The organism is Bacteroidota bacterium, from assembly GCA_018698135.1.
Lineage (GTDB): Bacteria > Bacteroidota > Bacteroidia > CAILMK01 > JAAYUY01 > JABINZ01.
The window spans coordinates 12,033-33,381 of record JABINZ010000153.1 but is presented as its reverse complement, the minus strand read 5'-3'; the positions used below and the strand labels follow the sequence as shown (position 1 = coordinate 33,381).

Here is a 21,349-nt window from a genome sequence, read left to right as displayed (position 1 = left end):
TATAAAGGCAGGAGATGTTTTTATATATGGAGGATTTCCCGGACATGCAGTTATTGTTTTGGATGTTGCCTTAAATAAAACAAGCAGCGAAAAAGTTTTCTTACTTGCTCAAAGCTATATGCCAGCTCAGGAAATACATATTTTAATAAACCCTGTAAATGACACCATATCTCCTTGGTATCAATTACCCGCTGATGGAATATTGTACACACCTGAATGGACCTTTGAACTAGAAGAGCTAAAAAGCTTTTAAGAATTTTAATTCTCTTATCATTATTCGATTAAATTTGTATTCATAATTATTATGAAGAAAAGCGATTTATCGGTGTTCAAGACTATATTATTCATGGCTGTTTCCATGATTTTAATGCTGTTTATTGGATGGTTAATTATTCCACGCTTAGCCGCTATTTCAATCAGTTCCAAAGCCGACCTCGCTCCTATCAATAAAATGATTGAAAAATCTGATCTGGAAAGGGAGGAATCTATTGAGTTGATTGAAAATATCACCTATAGAGATCTTGAAAATGCTTTGTTACTGGCAAATGATACAATGATAACAACATCAGAAAGGAAATCAGTTTTCATTAATAGTTTAATTCAAAATCAGGATATTGCCATTCAGTTTAACACGCATCTTTCTGATAAACAGTTTATGGAAATGCTTGATAAAATAAACACAAATAAAAAGCTGATCCCTTTATTAATTCCATCATTTAAAAATCTTCTTATCAAACAAGTCGAAAATTACTATGATCATGAAAATCAGAATAATTAATATAGTATCCATTTCAATTTTGATTGGATTAGTAGCCTGTACATCAAGCGAAGTTGCTGATTCAAAAGATGTTAGTCAGTCACAGATTTATCAAAAGTACTATGCTTCATGGGATGCAGAAAATGAAAGCACTTATGTAGAAGCTGTGTATCGTTTTGGTGGTTCGAAAGGAACTTCATTGGTTTTGTCGCAACCAAGTACGATTACAGTGAATGATAAAGAATTAAATGGAACGAAAAAACTATTGAGAGGCTATGTATATGGTAATAAGTCGATCAAGTTTAACACTGAAGAAATTGAATTCTCGTTCACAAATACTGAAAACATTCGTTATAAAAACGCCTATCCTATTATTCCCATTGCTCTTCAATCGCTCCCTGATAGTTTCTACAGAACCAATGGATTACGCTTAACAATATCCGGTAGGCCATTAAATGCAAGTGAAGAATTTCATGTTAAAATAAAAGACTCAAAAGGCCTTGATTTTACCTTCAAAACTGACTTAAAAGGAAGTAGTACCATTTATATCGAGCCATCCGAACTAACCGAATTAAATGCTGGACTTATCAATATTCAGATAACCAGGGTATTTCAAGAAGAATTAAAAGATTGTGCTGAAATAGGTGGTTTTTCAGAAATAGAATATCATTCAAAAATATATACAAGTAGAATTTCCTATAATCAAATTTCAAATAGTTAAAAAGATGAAAAAAAGTATTTTATTGCTAATATCAGGCTTCGCATTTGTGCTTATGTCTTGTACGGATATGTCTAAAACAGCAATTGTCAATGGAATAATTGACAATCAGGTAAACGAAGTAGTCAGTCTGACAAACCTTTCAGACGAATTATCAAAAGCAGATACAGCTATCCTGAATAAAAAAGGAAAGTTCCAGTTTAAAATTGATATTGATGAAGAGGGATTTTACATGTTACGTCATGGTCGTGAAAGAAACATCATTTATTTAGCACCAGGATATAAGCTGAAATTTGAAGTTGAAGCAGAAAAATTAGCTGGAAAACTAGATATAAGTGGAAACGGAAAAGATATTAATCTGTATTTAATGGAAGAGAAGTTATTTCTGGCAGAATTAAAACCCCAGAACCCAATGCTCTATGGTCTGGATGAAGAAATGTTCATTCAAAAGGCAAACGATGTTTTAAAATCATGGCAGGGCTATATTACTGAACAGGAGAATTTGAGTCCAGAATTTAAAAAGAAAGAACTTTATGTGGCTTTATACGATTGGGCATTAACCAGACTTTATTATCAGCAAGCACATCGCTATTTTAGAGAAAACGATAGCTTTATTGTGAGTTCAACCTATTACAATTTCTTGGATACATTGGAAACAAACAATCCCGAATTTCTGGAACTACAAAATTATCGCAGCTTTATTCAGATGAATTTTTCACGAGTTGCAGAGAATATTCTCAAGGAAAATCCAGAAATAAGTGAACGACCTGCAGGAAAAATTTGGGCAAATTATGAAGCTGCACTCTCCTTGTATCCACATCATCAAATTAAATCATATGCATTGTTTCGTGTATTGAAGGAACAATTAGATTATTATGGAATTGATGAAATTGATGAAATATATCAGAATTTTATGATTGAAACAACTGTTGAAAAATATAAAAAATATGTAAAAAAAAGCTATAATAAATGGAAATCTATTGAAGCTGGTAATCAAGCTGATGAATTTAGTTATCCCGATATAAATGGGAAAGAATACGCATTAAATAATTTTAAGGGCAAATACCTTTACATTGATGTATGGGCAACCTGGTGTGGTCCTTGTAAAGTTGAAATTCCCTATTTAGATACACTCGTTAATGAATTAAAAGGAAATAATATTGAGATAATTTCAATCTCCATTGATGAAAACAAGGCAGATTGGGAAGAAATGATTAATGCTGATAAACCTGACTGGCTACAACTTTATGCAGGTAGCTGGAATACAGAAATCACTAATTTTTTCCTGATTCGATCAATCCCTCGTTTTATACTTCTTGATCGTGAAGGTAAAATTATTGATGCAAATGCAGCCCGTCCTTCAGAAAACATCAAGGAGCAAATTTTGGCATTGGAAGGAATTTAAACAAATAAGGATTGAGGATTGAGGATTTCAGATTAGATAGAAATACCTCTCAAATTTTCATTATTATCTATGATCCTTTGCACGAAACAGACGAGTAACGAGTAACGAGCACATGAAAGCCCTAATCTTAACTGAATACCAGTCCAACCTATCGGCTATGCTAAAAGGTTTGAAGGTAGAGGAAATTGAAACGCCTAAACCAACAGGCAACCAGATTCTGGTAAAAATAGATGGGAGTCCTTGTAATCCTTCTGACATTGCATTTATGCGGGGCATGTATAACATTAAGAAATCACTCCCAAAAGTTGCAGGTTTTGAAGGAACAGGAATTGTTGTTGAAACAGGTGATAATCCTGAAGCCAAGCACTTGCTGGGTAAGCGGGTCAGTACGTTTAGTCAGCAAAATGAAAATGGAACATGGTCTGAATACTTTCTGACTAAAGCTAATAATTGTATTCTATTAAAAGATGAAATGCCAGCTGAACAAGCAGCTTGTTTTTTTGTCAACCCTTTTACAGCTTATGGATTATTTGAAAGAGCACAAAAAAGAGGTGATAAAGCTATCATTCAAAATGCTGCAGCTGGAGTAGTAGGTGCATTTGTTCACAAATTGGCAGAAAAAGAAAGAATTCCTTTAATTAACATTGTCAGAAGACCAGCTCATGTTGACTTATTAAAATCGCAAGGAGCTGAATTTGTTCTCAATTTAAGAGATAAAGAATTTGAAAATGAATTCAACAAATTAGCTCACAAACTAAAAGCGACTATTGCTTTTGATGCTGTTGGAGGAGAACATAGCGGCCAATTGCTAAACAATATGCCATCAAATTCTAAAGTCCTGCTTTACGGTGGTTTAAGCGGCCAAAATGCCTCCAATTTTGATATTCTAGGTACCATATTTCATAAAAAGAGTTTTGAAGGTTTCAATCTGGGTGACTGGATGAGAGAAACTAAACCCGAGCATTTCAATGAAGTTTCCAATTTCTTACAGGATTTGATCATCAACAAAGAAGTCGAAACAAAAATCCAGAGAGTCATTAAATTGGAAGATGCATTTGATGGCCTTTATCAATACGTAACTAAAATGTCGGATGGAAAGGTGATTTTTAATCCCACAATCATTTAGGCAATTAAGAAGTTTGCACCAATATCTCTATCATATTGTCAGGATACAATTCCTATTCTTAAGTATAAAAACATTTATTTACATTTGACGAATAAATATTTTTATGATTATTGACAACAAAACAGGAAGAGCATTTGGCCCTGCAGCAATTTTTGCAGGCTATATTGTATTTATTGCAGGTTTCTTTTTTTCATGGTTCGCCCCTATTGTCGTTTTAATTGGAGCATCTATGGCATTTTCTTTTAAAGGCACGAGGATAGATACAGAAAATAAGCGATACAAATCCTACACAAAAATTGCAGGACTATTCAGGCATGGCAAGTGGGCCGACCTGAGCGTCATGGATGAAATTCTCATTAACACCACTGTTGAGCAATATGGTGCATGGAGCCAGACCATGCGATCGACAACATTTACTGAAAAAAATGTTAAGGTAGTGATGCAAGGAGAAACAACTGATTACAGTGTTCCTGTGAAACAATGCAAAACAAAAGAATTAGCCATTCAGGACGCAAGCAAATTAAGTAAACTACTCCATTTCAGATTTGAGACTGAATAACAACAATAATAAAGATGCTATAGCTACAGCGGCATAAACAAAAAACTCATTCCATTCCCTAAAAATCAATTTACCAGATGCAAACAATACGGAGTAAGTCATTATAACTGCACTACCCCAACTAAGAAACAGCATTCCTAACTTGCTTTTGTGAATGTGAGTGGATTGATGTCCAGTAAATATCCCACTCCAAAATCCTTCAGGTTTAACTCTTTTGTAAAAATCGTGTAAAGTTTTACTTTTCTCAGCAGGAGTTAAATAGGTCACAATTATCCATGATACTGTCGTGAATAAAACGGTAAAGAAAAAACTATTTGGAAACTCAATCCCCATTCTAATCTTGAAAATATAATAGAATAAAAAGGGAGCTACAGTAGCTGTTATTTCGCTCCAAACATTAATTCGCCACCAATACCATCGTAAAATCAATACCAATCCTAATCCAGCACCACACTCGATAATAAACTCCCATGTTCCTTTAATAGTTTCCATTTGTGAGGTAGCATAAATAGCAACAAGACTTAACACCACAGTAATGATTCGTGAAACTAAAACCAATTTTGTTTCTTTTCGTTTATCAATAAATCGTTTGTATAAATCGTTCACCAAATAACTACTTCCCCAATTCAATTGAGTCGAAATAGTACTCATATAAGCAGAAACAAAAGCTATTAACATCAATCCTCGCCAACCATTTGGAAGATAATCTCTCATGGCCATCACATAACCCAGTTTTTTGTCATCTACCCCCAATTCGGGATAAAGAACCATGGCGCCTAAGGCCACAATAATCCAGGGCCAGGGACGAATACAGTAATGAGCAATCTGGAAAAACAAAGTAGCAAACAAAGAATGTCTTTCGTTTTTTGCACTCATCATTCGCTGAGCAATATAGCCTCCCCCACCCGGTTCTGCTCCCGGATACCAACTGGCCCACCATTGCACACTGATATAGGCCAAAAAGGTTCCGATTCCAATACCTACAAATTGGCCAGTTCCTTTAATATTTGAAATATGGGGCAGAAACTTCAAGGCATTTGGATCCAATTGTTCTTTTAAACCAGTAATTCCTCCAATTTCGGGTGAACGAAGCATAAAAATGGCCAATACAATACTCCCTGTCATAGCAATAACAAATTGCACCATATCATTAATGGCTACGCCCCACAAACCAGCCAATGAACTGTAAAAAGCTACAAACAACATGGCAATAGCTGCATAATACTCTATTCTGAAATTGAAGACATATTCATTCCCAAGAAGTGAATAGGCTAAGGGAGTTACATCGGGTAAATTGAAAAATATTTTTAAAATGGAAATAAAAGCCAGATTCACCCAACCCATGATCAAAACATTCATAAATAAACCAAGGTATATACTTTTAAATCCTCTTAAAAATGAAGCAGCAACACCTGAATAGCGTAATTCAATGAATTCAACTTCAGTAAGAATATTCGCTCTTCGCCAAAGTTTAGCAAAGAAAAAAGTAGTCAGCATACCTCCTATCAACATATTCCACCAAAGCCAGTTTCCAGATACTCCATTCTCACTGACCAATTCTGTAACAGCCAAGGGAGTATCTGCAGCAAATGTGGTGGCCACCATGGAAATACCAGCAACATACCAGGGAAGTGATCTTCCGCTTAGAAAGAATTCCGTAATACTTTTTCCTGCTCTACCCGATAATCGAATTCCAATAATGATAGATACAAGGAGGAAAAAAACAATGACTATCCAGTCGAGTGTACTCAATATACTCATGAATGTTTCGTATTTATGAAAACAAAGATATTAATATCCAAATGTTGAATTGCATTTAGTTTTGAAACGCATGTGGATTATTTATGCAAATTGACAGAAAAAGAATTCAGCTTATAGATATTGAAGGATTTTTTACATGAGAAATAAATTAATAAAGGACATGATATAAACTAATTTGTTTATCCGATTCTCTTCTATATCTTTGATAAAACCAATAAATCAAATTCTATGAAAAAATTTCTCCTATTTGCTATTATTTTATCGGCTCTTGCTAGTCAAAGCTGTTTAAAAAACTATGGAACCATTAGAGTGCCCCTTACAGTTGAACAATATTTTGATGTTAATTTAACTTCTGGAGTGACCACTTTTTCTGAAATGAAATTAATAGATCTTAGTCAGGACAGCACACTGATTAAATACGAATCTAATATCAACGAATACATCATTAAAAGTGCAGAATTATTTGTAACATCATATACAGGTTCTCAAGACTGTAGTTTTACAGGAGATATTTCCTATAGTGCAGACAATAGCAATACGCCCATTGCATTCGCTTCAGCATCCAATTTCAAATTCTATGAACTTTTCGTAAGCGGTGATGCCTATACTACAAGCCTTATTATTGAGGAGCAAAGTAATTTCTCAGATTTAATAATTAGCGATAAAAGTTTCTTTGCTTATATGAATGGTTCGGTAACGGATTCTCCTATTAACACAACCATCAAACTAGTTCTTGAAATTGAAGTTGTTGCTAATATACTTGAGTAGGAGATAGTCTTAAACATATTGAAGAGGCTTTACTTATAAACGCCTTTCTCACATTATCACTGAAGTCAGGATAAATCAATAAAGTGGGAATCTCTTTGTTCAGAAAATGAGATTCCCATTTTTTTTAATAAAATTTTATTTGGCAGGCTGCGTAATAACCTTAATCAGCAGAATGTTTGACTTTTGAATCAGCCTCCTTATATTGTTTATGTTTTGATTGTTTTTATCAAATTCATTTTTTTTCAAAAATAATTTGGAAATCTTCAATTCGTATCGTATCATTGTGATATCATTTTGATATCATTTAAAATACAAACACATGAAAGAAGAAAAAGTTTTTATGCCAAAATCAGGATATTTATTCCTTTTCCTGTTTTTATTGGGTATTGCTGCCAGCGTGCTGGGTATTGTTTATTTGCAGGATAATGTCTTACTCTTAGTCGCATCTATTTTATTAGGGGTTTTCTGTCTGTTTTTTCTTATTGGATTATTTGTTATCAATCCCAACGAATCCTTAGTGTTGGTTCTTTTCGGAGCATACAAAGGAACTGTCAAAAACAATGGTTTCTTTTGGGCAAACCCATTTTATGTACGCAGGAAAATCTCACTTCGCGCTCGTAATCTGGATAGTGATCCAATTAAAGTCAATGACAAACTGGGAAATCCAATTATGATTGGTGTTGTTTTAGTCTGGCAAGTAGAGAACACCTACAATGCAGCTTTTGATGTCGACAATTACGAGCATTTCGTAGAAATTCAAAGCGAAGCTGCTATTCGTAAACTGGCAGGTGCTTACCCTTATGACGACATTGAAGATGAAGATGCAAGAATCACCTTGCGTGGTGGTGGTGAAGAAGTAAACGAAGAGCTAGAAAGAGAACTTCAGGAAAGGCTGAATATTGCCGGTATTAAAGTTATGGAGTCAAGAATCAGCTATCTGGCTTATGCACAGGAAATTGCTGGAGCAATGCTCCAAAGACAACAGGCAACAGCAGTTGTTGCAGCCAGAACAAAAATCGTTGAGGGTGCTGTAGGCATGGTGGAAATGGCTCTTGACATGCTTTCAAAAAAAGAAATTGTTGAGTTGGATGAAGAAAAGAAAGCAGCTATGGTTAGCAACCTACTGGTGGTACTTTGCTCAGAAAAAGGAACCAGTCCTGTGGTTAATACGGGTACCTTGCACCACTAAAATCTTTTTTGAAACGAAATTGAGTTATGAGCCAAAAGAAATCTTTCGCCCTACGAATAGATCCCAAACTTTTTGATGCCATTGAAAAATGGGCTGCTGATGAGTTTCGAAGCACGAATGGACAAATAGAGTGGATCATTTCAGAAGCACTGAAAAAAGACGGTCGTAAACTGAAATAGTTTTATTTGAAGAACTTTATTTAAAAACGAGCATGTGTATAAGTCTACTCACACACCTGTGCCGAAACACTTCAGTATGCAGGCACAAGAGAATGATTATAATACGAGTTCTCCCGATAAATCGGGACAGGCTATCTAACCTTTAAAACAATTAGACACATGAAGGCTAAAGTCACTGAATCCTATATCCAGAATCTAAAACAAACCCTTAATCCATTAGGAATAGAGGTCGCTTTCTCGAATGACAAAAATCGGTGGGGACAAGTTCAATCAAAACTAACACTAACCACCTATTATAAAGGAATCAGGTTTATGCTGGCTTCATTTGATGCTGGGGATAATAATAGTAATTATGCCTATTCAGGATTATTCATACCCGTTCAAATAAAGAAAAAAGACTTTTTTAAGATGACAAAGTATTATTTACTGAGTCATCTATTTTCTTTTCTTACCAAAACTGTCAAATCCTCGTATGACGAAATAAACAAATCATATTTAATATATGGAAAAGACAGCTTCTTTATAAATAAGCTATTGATGAATAGTGAAGTCCGAAAATTTATTCTCCTAAATTCAAAATACAACTATGGTCTTCGACCTTTAAAAAGAAAGCTTTTTCATGAAGCTGGATTAAAATCAAGGAATGATATTCTTTACATTACAACCAGAACACATGCATGGATTACTGATTTAAATCAGATGGTTTTACTGATTGATTTTGGAAAAACAATAATCGACCATCTGATACAAAAGAGATCAATTCGTAGCCCAGAATTCATTAATTAGACAGATTTTAATCAAGCTTCTCTATTCTTTTGAAATTCATTAATTTTGCTATTCGAAAAACAGGCTTTTTTAGCTTGTTTTTTGCTTTATAACTCGTCTCTATTAATAATAGTAAAATGAATTTGAGAGAAAATAAAATATTCAAAATACAGGAAATCAGAGAGCTCACCGAATCTGCTTTTGTATTGAGATTCGACAGACATAGATTAAATTTTGTCGCTGGTCAGCATATATTAATAGGACTTGATGAAAGTGCAGAATTAAGAGAATATTCAGTTTATAGCGGTGAGAAAGATAATTTTTTAGAAGTATTGGTGAAAGAAGTTGAAGACGGAAGTGTATCGAAACAACTCAAAAAGCTCAAAGTTGGAGACCCAATTCAGGTAGAATCAGCAGTAGGTTTCTTCAGAATAGGTAAAGAAGATATTGATAAGAACCTACTATTTATTGCAAGCGGAACAGGCATTGCTCCTTTTCATAGTTTTGTAACCTCATACGATGACCTCAATTATACATTACTTCATGGAATCAGGTATGCAAGTGAAGCCTATGAATCTGACATCTATGAAAATCATCGTTACATATCTTGTGTTTCAAAAGACAATAAAGGAACTTTTCAGGGTCGTGTTACTGATTATTTGAAAGAAAACAAAATTGACAAAAACACTTTGGTTTATCTCTGTGGAAATAGTGATATGATTTTGGAGAGTAAGGACTTACTTGAAGAACAAGGAATTTCCAACGAGCACATATTTACTGAAGTTTACTTTTAAGATATAGAAATGATAAAATATCATTTAGTAACTCTGGGTTGTCAGATGAATATGTCTGACAGTGAACGCGTTCGGGCTGTTTTAGATGGATTGGGTTACATATGGACAGATAAAGAAGAAGAAGCAGGACTAGTAGGTATTTTGGCTTGTTCTGTTCGTCAGAAAGCAATTGACAAAGTTTACAATCGTATTTCCAAATGGAATAAATGGAAAGATAAACGAAACCTAATTACCTTTGTTTCCGGATGTTTACTTCCTGCTGATCGGGATAAATTTTTAAAACTATTTGACTTGGTTTTTCCCATGTCAGAATTGAACCAATTTCCAGATATGATCAGGCAATATGGAGTAGTAACTCCTTTTGGATTGGAACAGGAACATTCTTCTGAAAAAGAAGTTATAAAAAAAGCGCAAGCCATACCAGATTTCGTCTCTCCCAAAAAAATAGAGTTTAACACAGGCAAAAAAATGTCTGAGTTAAATATTCATATCGAGGATTTTTGGGATGTGGAACCAAATTATGCATCAAATTTCGAAGCTTTTATCCCAATCCAAAATGGTTGCGATAAATTCTGTACATTTTGTGCGGTTCCATATACAAGAGGTCGTGAAGTATCCCGATCCTCTGAAGATATTCTGAATGAACTGAAAAGAATAGTTGATCAAGGTTTCAAATCGATAACCCTTTTAGGGCAGAATGTAAATTCATATGGTTTGGATAAAGGAGATGAAGAAATCAGTTTTACAGAATTACTTGAAAAAATTGGGGAATATGGCAATCAATCTGGCAAAGAATTCTGGCTATATTTCACTTCACCACATCCACGCGACATGGGAGAAGAAGTAATCGAAGTAATCTCAAAATACAATTGCTTGGCCAAGCAAATTCATCTTCCTGCTCAATCTGGGGATGACAATGTACTTATTCGGATGAACCGAAAACATTCAGTCGATAAATACTGGCAAATTATTCATGCTATTCACAAACATATACCTCAGGCAACAATTTTTACAGATATCATTGTTGGTTTTACAGGAGAAACAGACGAGCAATTCCAAAACACACTCAAGTTAATGGAAGAAGTGAAGTTCAACATGGCTTATATAGCTATGTACTCTCCTCGTCCGGGTGCAGCAAGTTCTCGTTGGTCCAATGACATTGATCAGGAAATAAAGAAAAAACGATTACATGCATCATCTGAAGTTCTCAGAAAACATTCATTGGTTTATAATAAAAAGCTTGTTGGCCAATCACGTAAAGTGCTCGTAAAAGGTCAGGACAGGAAAGAAGGTTATTTATCAGCTTATACAGAAGGGCGGATCGTTGTTCGTTTTAAATCAACAAATACAAAACAAATTGGCTCGTTCGTTGATTTAAAAATCACATCCGCTACTTCCCTATCTATTGAAGGAGAATTAATTGAGACTTGGAAAGATTGAGAAAGACTTGCAAGACTGAGAAAGATTGGGTAAGATTTAAGCTTGGGAAACCATTAAAAATAAGAATATGCACAATTTCAGGGAATTAAAAATTTGGGTGGAATCGATCCAACTGACTACTGATGTTTATAAGTTAACCAGTAAATTTCCAAAATCAGAACAGTATAATCTGATATCGCAAATAAATAGGAGTTCAGTATCAATCCCTTCAAATATTGCAGAAGGTAGCTCTCGTAGAACGACAAAAGGCTTTATTCAATTTCTTGACATTGCATTAGGATCCACTTATGAATTGGAAACACAATTAATTATTGCAGGGAAACTTGATTATATTCAAAGTAATAATTTATCAGAGATACTAAACAAAACAATAGAGATTCAGAAAATGATAAATGGTTTTATCAGAAATCTTAGAAATAATGCAACCGGAATTAATAAACTATTGGTAATGACTTTTTAAGACCAAAATAGTCCAGATTAGATTCGTTATCTTTTTATCTTTCCATCTTTCATCTTTTTATCTTTCTGTCTTTTTATCTTTCTGTCTTTCCATCTTTCATCTTTTTATCTTTCTGTCTTTCTATCTAAATTTAGTTCATGAAAAGAATCGCCTTCAAAACCTTAGGTTGCCGATTGAATCAATTTGAAACAGATTCAATTGTCTCTCAATTTCATCATGGTGACTATGAAATAGTTGATTTTTCAGAATCCGCAGATGTGTATGTAGTCAATACATGTACTGTTACCAATCAGGGTGATTCTCGTTCCCGACAAGCTGTAAATTTTGCCAATCGTAAAAATCCTGATTCTTTATTGGTAGTCACAGGTTGCATGGTCAATAATCATACAGATAATCCATCCAATCTTAAGGATGTGACCTATTTTGTTAAAAACGAGCAAAAAAGTTCGATATTTAATATTGTTGATTCACACCTCGAGGGCGAAGTCATCAATCTGGGTGAAATCAAAGCTGACACTTTCAATTACGTCCCAGCAGATAAAACCATGCATACCCGCTCCATGATCAAAATTCAGGATGGTTGCGATAATTTCTGTACTTTTTGTATTGTTCCTAAAGTCAGGGGACGTGCAATCAGTCGTCCTCAAAAAGAAATTATAGATAATATTAAGCAAGTCCTTGATTTCGGTTATAAGGAAATTGTCCTTACCGGAGTTAACATTGGGCGCTACGATTGGAATGATTGGAATTTTGAGAAACTCCTTGAAAGCGTGGTAGACATATCCGGAGACTTTAGAGTCCGCATTTCCTCTATTGAGCCTGATGGATATGGGGATCGCTTTATTGAATTATTGGAACATCCTAAAGTAGCCCCTCATCTTCATCTTTGTTTACAAAGTGGCTCAGATCGGATTCTACTTCAAATGAGGCGAATGTATTCTGTTTCAGAATATCGAAATATCATTGAAAAAATAAAAACTAAAATTCCCGATTTCAATTTTACAACTGATATTATGGTTGGTTTTCCTGGAGAAACTGATCGTGAATTTGAAGAAACAGTCTCATTGGTTAAAGAAATTGGTTTTAGCCATGTTCATACGTTTAAATATTCGATTCGTAATGGAACAAGGGCTGCCAGAATGGAGGATCAAATTGCTGGAAAAGTAAAAACAGAACGTAGTGAAATCATTCGAAACCTTGCCGAAACTAATAAACTTGTCTATCGCAGCTCTTTCATAGACAAGCAACAGCGAGTGCTTATTGAACAAATTAACGATAAAGGATTAGCCAAAGGTTATGGCCAGCATTATGTTCCGGTTGAATTCCCTGCACAATCCTTAAAGCAAAATGATTTCGCAGAAGTACAAATCAAAGGAATAAGTTCAGGAAAAGATCCTATTTTGATAGGATTTTTGTAATAAACCATCATTGCGAATACCCAATTATAAATACCGTCATTGCGAGCGAGGAACGAGCATGGCAATCCCCTCCAAATTAAAACACAACAATATTGTCCGTTTCAATTCAGCAGATTGCTTCTTTCACCATCCTTGCAAAGACGTTCTTACTAATAATTTTGAGATTTTTCCTATTTATGCTCACCTTCCTTATCATGCCTGTGCTCACCAAAATAAGAATGTTCAAAAACAGCAGTTAATTCCATTAGCTTTGCTACGTTTTTAAGATCAAGACTTTGTTTGCTTTTCATCGCATACACCAGGAGTTGATGCAAACTGGTGAGTTGAGCAATATATTTGTCATATGCAAACTGATCTGAACCATCTACGGCCTTTACCCTTTGAGTCATAAAATACTGGTTAACAATATCCTGTATTTTAGTAGCATGTTCTTCTTTCGTATTAACCCATCTAATCATTTGATTATAGTTTACAGGAATTTCTTTTTCTAATTCCTCAATCTGTTTGATTGCTTTTTCAATCGTACTGATGTGTTCATAAATCAGTTCTACGCGTAATTCATCATCATAAATTCCACAGGGAACTTCACAATGAGAAGATGTTTTATGGCTGATAAATATAAAAGACATTGTGGCAAGTACTAATAAAAAATATTTTTTCATATTAAATTATTTTATTTGATTAATGCATGTAAAACAATCAATGTCAAACATTAAACAAATTTACAAGCTTTCTTTTTTATATTATTTATAAATTTGTACTAATTATAAATACGCATTATGGCTAAGTTTGACATCATTATGCCCAAATTGGGTGAGAGTGTAGAAGAAGCAACAATACTAAGGTGGCTAATCAAAGAAGGAGATTTGGTAGAAGAAGATCAATCTCTGGTAGAATTAGCAACCGATAAAGTGGATTCAGAAATCCCATCTCCTGTGGAAGGAAAAGTTGTTAAAATACTTTTTGCTGAAAATGAAGTTGTTGCTGTAGGAAAAGTCATAGCCATTATTGCTCTGGATGGAGAAGATGTAGATGTTCAAGACACTGCTGTTGAAATCAAGCAAGAAAAAGATGTACAAAAAACTCATTTAGCAGTTGAAAAAGACGATAAAAATTCCATCCAACATACTGATCGGTTTTATTCTCCACTAGTAAAAACAATTGCTGCAAAAGAAGGTATCACTCAAGCAGAATTAGACACAATAGCGGGAAGTGGTTCAAATGACAGGCTTACAAAAAAAGATGTATTAAACTTTCTTGAAAACAGAACAAAATCACCACAAAATCAAAAGCCAATAAAATCAGCAGCTCCTATTTCAATTAATGCGGGTGATGAGATTATTCCAATGGGAAGAATGCGGAAACTTATTGCTGATCATATGATTATGTCGGTACAAACTTCTGCTCATGTAACTTCAGTAATTGAAGCTGACGTGACTAATTTAGTTAAATGGCGAAATAAAGTTAAAATTGAATTCCAGAAAAAATATGGACAAAAACTCACCTATATGCCCATATTCACGGAAGCTGTAGCCAAAGCTCTTCGCGACTTTCCTCAAGTGAATGCGTCAACAGATGGGAATAATATCATTCTCCGAAAGCAAGTTAACATTGGGATGGCAGTAGCATTAGAAGATTGGAACCTCATCGTTCCCGTCATTAAAAATGCAGATCAAAAAAACTTGGCAGGTTTAGCAACAGATGTGAATACACTGGCACAAAATGCTCGTAATAATAAACTCAGTCCGGATGACATTTCAGGAGGGACATTCAGTATTACAAATTTTGGTTCCTTTGATAATCTTTTTGGGACACCTGTTATAAATCAACCACAGGTAGCCATTCTTGCCACTGGCAGTATTGTTAAAAAACCTGCTGTTTTAGAAACAGAACATGGGGACGTAATTGCCATCAGACATAAAATGTATCTATCCTTATCATACGACCATCGTATAGTCGATGGGGCTTTAGGTGGCGCTTTTGTTAAAAAAATAGCAGATTATTTAGAGCAATTCGATACAACAAGAAATATTTAATAATAAGAAGCAGATCAATGAAAGTAGATAATAATATTATTCCGAAATTATTTTCCATTAAGAATACAGATAAAGAAAGCCTGAAGAATTGGTTTTATTTAATGACATTAGGTCGCGCTTTGGATGAACGAGCTCCGAACTATTTAAAGCAAGCAATTGGTTGGAGTTACCATGCACCTTACGCAGGACATGATGGAATTCAATTGGCAATCGGACAAGTTTTCGATAAAAATGTAGATCACATGTTCCCCTATTACAGGGATATGCTCACCAATATTTCTGCTGGTTTAACAGCTACAGAAATCATTCTGAATGGGATTTCAAAAGCGACAGATTTAGCCAGTGGTGGACGTCATATGTCGAATCATTTTGGTAAACCAGAATGGAATATCCACAATGTTTCTTCTTGTACAGGAAATCACACACAAACTGCAGCAGGTACAGCTCGTGCAATAAAGCATTATGGAACTACTGGTGTTGTATTTAGTTCACAAGGTGAATCATCCGTTTCGGAAGGTTATGTGTATGAGGCAATCAATGGTGCATCTAATGAGCAACTTCCTGTTGTATTTGTATTTCAGGACAATGGTTATGGAATATCCGTGCCCAAAAAAGATCAAACTGCCAATCGCAAAGTCGCTAACAATTTCTCAGGATTCAAAAATCTAAGAATTATCCACTGCAACGGAAAGGATGTTTTTGATAGCATGAATGCTATGACAGAAGCCAAAAAACATGCACAGGAACAACAAAAACCTGTTATTGTTCAGGCAAACTGCGTTCGGATACATTCACATTCAAATTCTGATCGACATGATCTTTATCGAGATGATTATGAAATGAATTATGTGAAAGAATACGATCCGATGGGTAAGTTCAGACGCATGCTGTTGCGTTATGATCGATTATCAGAAGCAGAGTTAAACGACATTGAAGAACAAGTTAAAGTTGAAGTTAAAAAAGCACATAAAGCAGCTCTGGCAGCACCAGATCCTGATCCAAATTCCATTCATGATTTTGTCATTGCAGAACCATATGTAACTGAAAAATATCCAACAGGAATTCATACGCATGAAGGAGATAAAAAGAAATTTATTGAGGCTTTAAATGAAACCTTAAAAGCTGAATTCCGTCATAATCCCGATACTTTTTTATGGGGACAGGATATTGCCAATAAAGACAAAGGCGGTATATTCAATGTATCGAAAGGCATGCAAAAAGAATTTGGAATTGGACGCGTATTTAATGCACCAATTGCCGAAGACTATATTATGGGAACAGCTAATGGTATGAGCCGATTTAATAAAAACATCCGTGTTGTTGTTGAAGGTGCTGAGTTTGCCGATTATTTTTGGCCGGCTATGGAGCAATTTGTTGAAACAACTCATGATTATTGGAGAAGCAATGGAGCCTTTTCACCCAACATTACAGTCCGTTTAGCATCAGGAGGTTACATTGGTGGAGGATTGTATCATTCTCAAAATATTGAAGGAGCATTAACCACTTTCCCCGGTTGCCGTGTAGTTTATCCCTCTTTTGCTGACGATGCAGCTGGATTATTAAGAACATCCATACGATCAGAGGGGCTGACTGTTTTTATGGAACCCAAAGCATTATACAATGCACCAAAGGCTGCAACTCCTATCCCTGATGATTTTGAAGTTCCTTTTGGAAAGGCAAGAATCCGAAGAGAAGGAAAAGATATGAGCATGATTACTTACGGAAATACAACACATATGTGCCTTGAAGCAGCTGAAAAAATTGCACAAGAGTCAGGATATGAAGTTGAGGTTTTAGATCTGCGTTCATTACTTCCTTTGGATGAGGAAGCCATTATTAATACGGTAAAGAAAACAAGTAAAGTATTGATAGTGCATGAAGACAAAATATTTTCAGGTTTTGGCGGAGAGATTTCTGCCTTAATTAGTGATAAAGCTTTTGAGTATTTGGATGCACCTGTGAAGCGGGTTGGGTCAACTTTTACACCTGTAGGTTTCAACCGAATTCTTGAAAAAGCAATTTTGCCAGATACCGATAAAATTGAAAAAGCAGCAAAAGAGCTGTTGGCTTATTAAATTAAATTTTGCATAAATGAGTCCACACGGAAAATCAAAAAAAGAAATATGCCACTAAGACTCGAAGGCTCAAAGAAACACAACGCAATGATAATCAACATGTAGCTCTTTGTGAAATCTTAGTGCCTTTGTGGCAAAAATTCACTTTTCAAAGTGGAATCAATGATTGAACAATAGAACATTTGAATATCGAATTAAGAACTGAAACAACAGAACACAAATAACAAAAAAATGAAAACAGCCATCATATACAGTTTCAATACCACCAAATCAAAAAAGGCAGCAGAAAAAATTAGCGAGGTATTTGGTAAGGAAAAGATAGAAGCCATCAATGCAGAAGAAATCACAGGTGATTTATTATTAGCATACGATTTACTTATTCTTAGTCTACCAACTTGGTTTGATGGCGAATTGGCAAACTATTGGGATGAATTTGTTCCTGAACTGGAAGACATGGATTTAAAAGGAAAAACCTTTGCACTTTATGGTTTAGGTGACCAAAAAGGCTATCCTGAAAACTTTGGTGATGCATTAGGAATCATGGCCGAAATTCTCGAAAAAGGTGGAGGAAAACTGATTGGATTCACTTCAACTGATGGCTATGAATTTGAAAGCTCTAAAGCAATAAGAGGAGATCAATTTGTGGGTTTATTGCTAGATCAGGAAAATCAAGCAAAGCTTTCAGCAAAAAGAATAAAGGACTGGGTTGCTCAAATACAAAATGAATTGATGTAAAATCAAATCACTCTATTTTTCCTTTTCATATTTCTGTATTTTCTTCAAGACTATTCATTGAATTCTTATAATGATTATCTTTAACCTGCCTTAATCAGGTTAAATAAACTATTAAAATAGATTTTAATGAAAAGGAAAAATCCATGGATAGCTTTTTTGCTTTCTATACTAAGTTTAGGATTAGGTCAGCTTTATAACCACCAAATTAAAAAGGCCATTCTTGTTTTTATTACAATGAATATTTATGTGAATATTCTGATATTCACAAACTTTTTAAAAACATTTCCAAATTTATACATTTCACTCATTCTTTCTATTGGTGGTTTATTGTACATATTTATTGATGCAATTGTCGTTTGTAGAAAGACAAAAGAAGTAGACATAAAAAAATGGGATAAATGGTATATTTATGTTGCAATAATATCAATTCAAATCGCCATTTCTATTCTTTTTTATGGGACAGAGGTAAAAAGCAAACTGCCTGTCCAATCCTATATAATTCCAACATCATCCATGGAACCAAGCTTACTGATCCATGATGTTTTCACAGTAGACAAAGAATTCGAATCCATCGAACTGGGAGACATAATCGCTTTTATCAGCCCTACATACAATCAAGATATTTTCATCAAAAGATGCCTGGGACTCCCGGGTGATGAGGTTGAAATTATCAATGGACACGTTTATGTTAATAACATATCATTTCATAATGAAAATCAGTTGAAGCAAAAATATCTGATAAAAACATCTACTCCATTTAATCCAACATTATTAGAAAAACATGGGATAACAGAAATCATGTCAGATAATGAAATTGATTACATTATTTTTCTAACTATTGAACAAGTAGATTATTTAAGCCAAAAAAAAGAAATTATTTCTATTGATCATATTCTGGAAATGAGAAATGCCAGAGACGAAAACATCATTCAGCCACAAAATACAAATTGGAATATGGATTTCTATGGCCCTGTTCAAATACCTAAAAGTGGAGATATCTTAAAATTAGACAACAATAACATAAAGTTTTATTGCAATCTAATAACTGATTTTGAAGGCAATACTCTTGACTATGACAGCAATAGTATTTGGATTAATGGTGTTTTAACTTCCTCTTATGAGGTTCAGAAAAACTACTACTGGACTATTGGAGATAATCGACCTAATTCATATGATTCAAGAATGTATGGCTTCGTCCCTGAAGAAGATATTGTTGGAAAAGCATTGTATATATACTGGGCAAAGGAAAAAAACAGAATCGGCAAAATCATAAATTAGATTATTCTAAATCAAGCAGACTTAAATGGCTCAATGAACAAATTAATATTCCTTTTTATTATTTTCACTTGTTCTTTTTTTACAGGAAAAACACAGTATTATGTCTCAATTTCAGGTAATGATAATAATCAAGGGACAATCTCCTCCCCTTTTAAAAGTATTCAAAAGGCTGCTGATGTTATAAAAGCTGGTGACACTTGTTATATCAGAAAAGGTATTTATAGAGAGGTAGTTACCATCAGAAAAAATGGCACGTCAGAATCCCCAATTATTTTCACTTCCTATCAGAATGAAAACGTAATAATTAGTGGTTGTGTAATGGCATCTGATTGGGAACTCCATCAAAATAATATTTACAAAACTTACATTCCTAATGAAGTTTTACAATTAATGGTTAATGATGAAATTGCATTTGAAGCTCGTTTCCCAAACAAAAATCAGGAAAATAGATTTATACTGGACGATTGGCTTCATGTAACAGCCGATTCAAACGGAAGTGTATTTTTTGAAGATGCCACATTTCCCAGAAACCATTGGATAAGGGCCTATTGCATCATCCTAACAGGAGAAAAATGGGTCACACAAATCGGTCAGGTTTCTACTTCAGATAGCAATCAGCTATTTTGTAAAAATCGGAGTCACCAGTGGAATGCAAAAGGGCAAAAAAATTATTTAGGTGATGGGCAGACCTATATCATTAAACACATAAATGCTCTTGACCATGAAAATGAATGGCACTGGCAACACGACACTTTATATTATTACACTACTAAAAATATTGACGAACTTAACATAGAAGCTCGGATACGAGAATTTGGATTGGTAGCTGATCATCAATCTCATATTCAGCTCATCAATTTGCGTTTTGAGAATGCAAATATCTCATTAAATATGGCTACAAATTGCTCGATTGAAAGTTGTAGTATCCTCTATCCTGTTCCATTTTTCACTTTCAGTCGGAGTTTTGATCGGGGAATGCAAAACAGTGATTATTCAATTGAACATTGGGATGGAGCCGGCATTCAAATCAGCGGAAGAAACAATAAAATTTCGGATAGTTATATTGGGCATAGTTGGGGGGATGGTATAAGTTTAGGAGGACATAATAACCAAGTGCAAAATTGTATTATAGAAGATTGCAATTGGATGGCAACCAATGCTGCACCTATTGCGCTGGTCGGTGAAAACCATAAAATATTGCACAATACAATCAGGAATACCGCAAGAAGCGGAATTGTACATAACGATGCTAAAAAAGTTCAAATCATGTATAATGACATTTCCTTATTTGGCTTGCTTACACAAGATCTTGGTGGAACATATGTTTTTAAAACAGATGGTGAGGGCTCTGAAATAGCCTACAATTGGATACATGATGCGCAAACGCAAAAAGCTTGTGAAGGAGTGTATATTGATAATTATTGCTCAAATTACAGAATTCATCACAATGTTATCTGGCATGTTGAAACCGGAATCCGCACAAACAAGCCAGCAAGCAATCTTAGCATTTATCACAATACAATATGGTTAAGTCGCTACATACAAAAAACAACAGGTGGAATACAGTTCTCAAACAATACAAACCAGCATGTATTTAATAATTTAAGCTCCCATCCCATGTCTGAGGGAACGCTCAAACAAAACAATCTATCCATTTCAAGACCAGCATTTACAAATATCCATGTGTTTGATTTTTCACTAAAATCTGGTTCTGAGGCAATTGATTATGGAATTATTGTTAAGGGTTTGACTGATAAATTTGAAGGATTAGCACCAGATGCAGGTGCATATGAATTTGGATTAAAAAGTTGGAAAGCAGGATCCAGTTTAGATTATTCAAAAAATTAAAAATCATTGAATTAGATTCACTTCAAATCATACCTTTG

Annotated in this window: 21 protein-coding genes; 19 read left to right on the top strand and 2 right to left on the bottom strand. The window is 34.5% G+C overall.

Annotated elements, in window-relative coordinates; genetic code table 11:
• Position 1 precedes the first annotated feature (1 nt).
• The 6 genes from HOG71_10060 to HOG71_10035 all read left to right on the top strand — a co-directional run bounded on the left by HOG71_10060 (position 2) and on the right by HOG71_10035 (position 4,565).
• Positions 2-253: a hypothetical protein gene (locus HOG71_10060; GenBank protein ID MBT5991180.1), complete on the top strand. Its 252-nt coding sequence runs from the start codon at positions 2-4 to the stop codon at positions 251-253.
• A gap of 51 nt (positions 254-304) precedes the next feature.
• Positions 305-778, top strand: a complete 474-nt coding sequence (locus tag HOG71_10055) for a hypothetical protein (protein MBT5991179.1) — start codon at positions 305-307, stop codon at positions 776-778.
• A complete protein-coding gene (locus tag HOG71_10050; GenBank protein MBT5991178.1) occupies positions 759-1,478 on the top strand; it encodes a hypothetical protein in 720 nt (239 codons plus the stop codon). Before HOG71_10055 ends, HOG71_10050 begins: the two co-directional genes overlap by 20 nt.
• A 4-nt stretch (positions 1,479-1,482) precedes the next feature.
• Positions 1,483-2,880 (top strand): redoxin domain-containing protein, encoded by a 1,398-nt coding sequence (locus HOG71_10045; protein MBT5991177.1) that lies wholly within the window; start codon positions 1,483-1,485, stop codon positions 2,878-2,880.
• Between the two features lie 112 nt (positions 2,881-2,992).
• Positions 2,993-4,006: a zinc-binding dehydrogenase gene (locus HOG71_10040; protein ID MBT5991176.1), complete on the top strand. Its 1,014-nt coding sequence runs from the start codon at positions 2,993-2,995 to the stop codon at positions 4,004-4,006.
• Between the two features lie 103 nt (positions 4,007-4,109).
• Entirely contained in the window at positions 4,110-4,565 is a 456-nt protein-coding gene (locus HOG71_10035; GenBank protein ID MBT5991175.1) for a hypothetical protein, read from the top strand.
• On the opposite strand, the gene HOG71_10030 is transcribed toward HOG71_10035, so the two are convergent.
• Positions 4,536-6,326: a Na+:solute symporter gene (locus tag HOG71_10030; protein MBT5991174.1), complete on the bottom strand. Its 1,791-nt coding sequence runs from the start codon at positions 6,324-6,326 to the stop codon at positions 4,536-4,538. The genes HOG71_10035 and HOG71_10030 overlap by 30 nt on opposite strands.
• Before the next feature lie 228 nt (positions 6,327-6,554).
• Between HOG71_10030 and HOG71_10025 the strand changes: the two genes are divergently transcribed.
• The 8 genes from HOG71_10025 to mtaB all read left to right on the top strand — a co-directional run bounded on the left by HOG71_10025 (position 6,555) and on the right by mtaB (position 13,339).
• A complete protein-coding gene (locus HOG71_10025) occupies positions 6,555-7,094 on the top strand; it encodes a hypothetical protein (GenBank protein MBT5991173.1) in 540 nt (179 codons plus the stop codon).
• A 319-nt stretch (positions 7,095-7,413) separates the two neighbouring features.
• The gene (locus HOG71_10020; protein ID MBT5991172.1) at positions 7,414-8,283 is read left to right on the top strand and encodes an SPFH domain-containing protein; all 870 of its coding nucleotides are present in this window, start codon (positions 7,414-7,416) and stop codon (positions 8,281-8,283) included.
• A gap of 26 nt (positions 8,284-8,309) precedes the next feature.
• Positions 8,310-8,462 carry an Arc family DNA-binding protein gene (locus HOG71_10015; protein ID MBT5991171.1) on the top strand — a complete coding sequence of 51 codons (153 nt, stop codon included), beginning with the start codon at positions 8,310-8,312 and terminating at the stop codon, positions 8,460-8,462.
• 159 nt (positions 8,463-8,621) lie between these two features.
• Complete coding sequence (locus HOG71_10010) at positions 8,622-9,248, top strand: hypothetical protein (protein ID MBT5991170.1); 627 nt, start codon at positions 8,622-8,624, stop codon at positions 9,246-9,248.
• Between the two features lie 101 nt (positions 9,249-9,349).
• Positions 9,350-10,021, top strand: a complete 672-nt coding sequence (locus tag HOG71_10005) for an oxidoreductase (GenBank protein MBT5991169.1) — start codon at positions 9,350-9,352, stop codon at positions 10,019-10,021.
• Positions 10,022-10,033: 12 nt separating this feature from the next.
• Positions 10,034-11,461, top strand: coding sequence for a MiaB/RimO family radical SAM methylthiotransferase (locus HOG71_10000; protein MBT5991168.1), 1,428 nt, complete (start codon positions 10,034-10,036; stop codon positions 11,459-11,461).
• Between the two features lie 67 nt (positions 11,462-11,528).
• Complete coding sequence (locus HOG71_09995; protein ID MBT5991167.1) at positions 11,529-11,921, top strand: four helix bundle protein; 393 nt, start codon at positions 11,529-11,531, stop codon at positions 11,919-11,921.
• A gap of 137 nt (positions 11,922-12,058) precedes the next feature.
• Positions 12,059-13,339, top strand: a complete 1,281-nt coding sequence (gene mtaB / locus HOG71_09990; GenBank protein MBT5991166.1) for a tRNA (N(6)-L-threonylcarbamoyladenosine(37)-C(2))-methylthiotransferase MtaB — start codon at positions 12,059-12,061, stop codon at positions 13,337-13,339.
• Between the two features lie 170 nt (positions 13,340-13,509).
• Here the strand turns inward: mtaB and HOG71_09985 are convergent, their stop codons facing one another.
• Positions 13,510-14,001 (bottom strand): superoxide dismutase, encoded by a 492-nt coding sequence (locus tag HOG71_09985; protein ID MBT5991165.1) that lies wholly within the window; start codon positions 13,999-14,001, stop codon positions 13,510-13,512.
• A 117-nt stretch (positions 14,002-14,118) separates the two neighbouring features.
• Here HOG71_09985 and HOG71_09980 point away from each other — a divergent pair, with 117 nt between their 5' ends.
• The 5 genes from HOG71_09980 (at position 14,119) to HOG71_09960 (ending at position 21,311) form a co-directional block, all read left to right on the top strand.
• Complete coding sequence (locus HOG71_09980; GenBank protein ID MBT5991164.1) at positions 14,119-15,375, top strand: 2-oxo acid dehydrogenase subunit E2; 1,257 nt, start codon at positions 14,119-14,121, stop codon at positions 15,373-15,375.
• Between the two features lie 17 nt (positions 15,376-15,392).
• Entirely contained in the window at positions 15,393-17,450 is a 2,058-nt protein-coding gene (locus HOG71_09975) for a 2-oxoisovalerate dehydrogenase (GenBank protein MBT5991163.1), read from the top strand.
• A 231-nt stretch (positions 17,451-17,681) separates the two neighbouring features.
• Positions 17,682-18,185: a flavodoxin gene (locus HOG71_09970; protein MBT5991162.1), complete on the top strand. Its 504-nt coding sequence runs from the start codon at positions 17,682-17,684 to the stop codon at positions 18,183-18,185.
• A gap of 126 nt (positions 18,186-18,311) precedes the next feature.
• Positions 18,312-19,463: a signal peptidase I gene (gene lepB, locus HOG71_09965; protein ID MBT5991161.1), complete on the top strand. Its 1,152-nt coding sequence runs from the start codon at positions 18,312-18,314 to the stop codon at positions 19,461-19,463.
• A 33-nt stretch (positions 19,464-19,496) separates the two neighbouring features.
• Positions 19,497-21,311: a hypothetical protein gene (locus tag HOG71_09960; protein ID MBT5991160.1), complete on the top strand. Its 1,815-nt coding sequence runs from the start codon at positions 19,497-19,499 to the stop codon at positions 21,309-21,311.
• The last annotated feature ends 38 nt before the right edge of the window (positions 21,312-21,349 follow it).

Excerpts from the sequence above, each read along its gene's own strand:
- HOG71_10055 (MBT5991179.1), top strand. The coding sequence starts at position 305 with ATGAAGAAAAGCGATTTATCGGTGTTCAAGACTATATTATTCATGGCT.
- HOG71_10050 (MBT5991178.1), top strand. The coding sequence starts at position 759 with ATGAAAATCAGAATAATTAATATAGTATCCATTTCAATTTTGATTGGA.
- HOG71_10045 (MBT5991177.1), top strand. The coding sequence starts at position 1,483 with ATGAAAAAAAGTATTTTATTGCTAATATCAGGCTTCGCATTTGTGCTT.
- HOG71_10040 (MBT5991176.1), top strand. The coding sequence starts at position 2,993 with ATGAAAGCCCTAATCTTAACTGAATACCAGTCCAACCTATCGGCTATG.
- HOG71_10035 (MBT5991175.1), top strand. The coding sequence starts at position 4,110 with ATGATTATTGACAACAAAACAGGAAGAGCATTTGGCCCTGCAGCAATT.
- HOG71_10030 (MBT5991174.1), bottom strand. The coding sequence starts at position 6,326 with ATGAGTATATTGAGTACACTCGACTGGATAGTCATTGTTTTTTTCCTC.
- HOG71_10025 (MBT5991173.1), top strand. The coding sequence starts at position 6,555 with ATGAAAAAATTTCTCCTATTTGCTATTATTTTATCGGCTCTTGCTAGT.
- HOG71_10020 (MBT5991172.1), top strand. The coding sequence starts at position 7,414 with ATGAAAGAAGAAAAAGTTTTTATGCCAAAATCAGGATATTTATTCCTT.
- HOG71_10015 (MBT5991171.1), top strand. The coding sequence starts at position 8,310 with ATGAGCCAAAAGAAATCTTTCGCCCTACGAATAGATCCCAAACTTTTT.
- HOG71_10010 (MBT5991170.1), top strand. The coding sequence starts at position 8,622 with ATGAAGGCTAAAGTCACTGAATCCTATATCCAGAATCTAAAACAAACC.
- HOG71_09995 (MBT5991167.1), top strand. The coding sequence starts at position 11,529 with ATGCACAATTTCAGGGAATTAAAAATTTGGGTGGAATCGATCCAACTG.
- mtaB (MBT5991166.1), top strand. The coding sequence starts at position 12,059 with ATGAAAAGAATCGCCTTCAAAACCTTAGGTTGCCGATTGAATCAATTT.
- HOG71_09985 (MBT5991165.1), bottom strand. The coding sequence starts at position 14,001 with ATGAAAAAATATTTTTTATTAGTACTTGCCACAATGTCTTTTATATTT.
- HOG71_09980 (MBT5991164.1), top strand. The coding sequence starts at position 14,119 with ATGGCTAAGTTTGACATCATTATGCCCAAATTGGGTGAGAGTGTAGAA.
- HOG71_09975 (MBT5991163.1), top strand. The coding sequence starts at position 15,393 with ATGAAAGTAGATAATAATATTATTCCGAAATTATTTTCCATTAAGAAT.
- HOG71_09970 (MBT5991162.1), top strand. The coding sequence starts at position 17,682 with ATGAAAACAGCCATCATATACAGTTTCAATACCACCAAATCAAAAAAG.
- lepB (MBT5991161.1), top strand. The coding sequence starts at position 18,312 with ATGAAAAGGAAAAATCCATGGATAGCTTTTTTGCTTTCTATACTAAGT.
- HOG71_09960 (MBT5991160.1), top strand. The coding sequence starts at position 19,497 with ATGAACAAATTAATATTCCTTTTTATTATTTTCACTTGTTCTTTTTTT.